The 2,439-nt window shown below is 44.2% G+C and carries 3 protein-coding genes; all 3 read left to right on the forward strand.

The window, feature by feature from the left end; all coding sequences use genetic code 11:
• On the forward strand, positions 1 to 918 hold a 918-nt coding region (locus GAL01_RS15320; RefSeq protein ID WP_099253403.1), incomplete at its 5' end, for a baseplate J/gp47 family protein.
• 13 nt (positions 919 to 931) lie between these two features.
• Positions 932 to 1,510 carry a putative phage tail protein gene (locus tag GAL01_RS15325; protein WP_082790571.1) on the forward strand — a complete coding sequence of 193 codons (579 nt, stop codon included), beginning with the start codon at positions 932 to 934 and terminating at the stop codon, positions 1,508 to 1,510.
• Between the two features lie 2 nt (positions 1,511 to 1,512).
• The coding region (locus GAL01_RS15615) for a hypothetical protein (RefSeq protein WP_145995677.1) at positions 1,513 to 2,439 on the forward strand (927 nt) is incomplete at its 3' end.

Below are 2,439 nucleotides of genomic sequence, written 5' to 3' on the forward strand. Positions count from 1 at the left end.
AGTCCCGGAACGATGACGGGCATCAATCTGGATTCATATAGTAAGCTTTTCAACGTGTTCAGAAACACAGCTGCTACGGCAACCGGAACAGTTGTCTTCACTGGCACAGCCGGAACATTGATCCCGTTGGGAACTGAACTTATCCGCGCAGACGGTACGATCTACACCACAACCACATCTGGCGATGTCGGTGACAACATATCGGTCGTAGCGACATCTTCGGGCATCGATGGAAATGCGCCTTCTGGAACGCAGCTTCTTGTTAGTCCGGTGGTTGCAGGGGTTGATAACAGTCTAACCATCGCAAACGCCATAACGGGCGGGACGGACGTTGAAGATGACGCGGCACTGCGTTCGCGTATGTATGCATCCGCACAAACCATTCCTGCAGGTGGTTCACCAGCGGATCATGTGAACTGGCTAGAAGCGGTCCCTGGGGTAGTTCAAGCTTGGTGCGATCCAGTGCCAACAACCGGGAACATAGTGACCTGCTACGTGATGTTTGCAGACGATAATGGGAACAACGGTTTACCTACGGGAACATCGGGTTGTGCATCAAACGAAACAAGGCTTCCAGCGGCGTCAGGTGACCTTCTAACGGTTGCCAATGCGGTCTATGACCAGAAACCTGTTGGTGAATTAATGTGGATAGCTGCGCCACTTCCCCAGCCAATCGATATAACGATATCTGGAATGACAGGCGTTACTGCCGCCATTCAAGCCAATATCCAAAAAGCTTTAACAACCTACGTTCGATCCATCGCAACGCCACTTGGAACAACGGTTTATCTGGCTTCGCTTGAATCCGTTATCGTCAACACGGCTTCAACCACATCATTCACATTGTCATCACCTGCTTCAAACGTATCTGTCCCACTTGGAAGCGTTCCGGTCATTGGCACGATAACCTATGAATAATTGAAAGGATATTATGGAACCAATACTAACTAAACCACGTACAAACGAACAATATACGAATGATCTTGTGAATCTTCTTCCAGAAGGTTCAGCATGGGATGCAAAATATTCTAGTAATTCAACCATGTATAAAATGTTATATGCATGGATTTCGCCGTTGTCAGCGGTAGACACATCGCTTTGTTTTATGATCGATGATGCCAATCCGGCTTTAACGCAAAGCCCAGAAGTCTTGGAATATTATCAAAATCTTCTAGGTCTGCCGAATAAGTGCATATCAGCAGATTCAACGTTTGAAGAACAACGCCAGCAGGTGGTTTCGCGCTTTGGTATCAAAGGCGGGATGAACAAAGACTATTATGTGTCGATGGCGGAAAGCTTCGGTCTTAATCTGAATATAATTGAATATTCTGGCGCCTTATGTGATTTGGCAGAAGTTGATTCAGATTCATCATGTGTTGCTGACGTACAGGATACGTTTGACGAATTTAAAGTGACGTTTGAAGTTGATGGCGATTATACGCTGTTTCAATGTAGCATATCGGACCTAATCCCTGCGTACCTTGTTATCTATTGGGCACAAAAGGATTAATTATGGCAGAAAATGAAATTTATGTATTAGCCAATGGTAAGAAATATAATAACGTTGAACAGATATCCATACATGCTTCACTTGATGCTTTACCAAGATCATTCGATATCAGTTATATCGATTATGCGGGTCAGATATTAAAGGCTAGATCAAACATCACAATTGGAACGACAAAGGACGGCAAGCTATTTTCTAATGCTTATGCCGAAAAGATATCCAAAAAAAGAACCGCAACAAGTGACACCATGCAGATGTCAGGCCGTGGACACATAAAGGATCTGCTTGATGGATCGGCAAACATTAGATCCAGTCAGTTGCCTTCAACCATTGATCTGCTGGCAAAGTTTTTATGTGATGCACAGAATGTCCCGTACAAAAATCTTGCGAAGAAAAGCAATACGAACAACCTGACTGCTGCCTTCAGTGTCGGTTGTGATGAATCTGCTTTCGCTATTTTGGAACGTGCAGCCAGATATGAAGCCGTCATCATCTATGATTCATGGGATGGATCGTTCGTTATCAATGATGTCGCATCCAAGCCAGTGACAACCATCCGTGCCGAACAGGTGACGGATGTAGCATTCAACCAGTCTGTTGCGGAAAGGTATTACAGCTACAGTGTTGTCCGTAACCAGAATTCAGTCGCACAAGAACCTGGACAGACACCTATCGTTGATGGGATTGCATATGATCCTGAAAAGGACACGATCAATCCAAGCAGAAAGCTTACCATCATAAATTCAAAAAGTGATGGTACTGTCGATTTTTCGCAAAGACTAGCTGAATGGTATGCCAATCGTGCATATGGAAAATCAACTTCATTAGAAGTAACAATACCTTCTTGGGCATATGAAACCGGAAAATATTGGGATATTAATATGCTAGTTAATGTTGATATTCCCGGATATTACCAAACAACACAAACCAAG

The organism is Gluconobacter albidus (genome assembly GCF_002723915.1).
In the GTDB taxonomy this organism is placed as follows: Bacteria; Pseudomonadota; Alphaproteobacteria; order Acetobacterales; family Acetobacteraceae; genus Gluconobacter; species Gluconobacter albidus.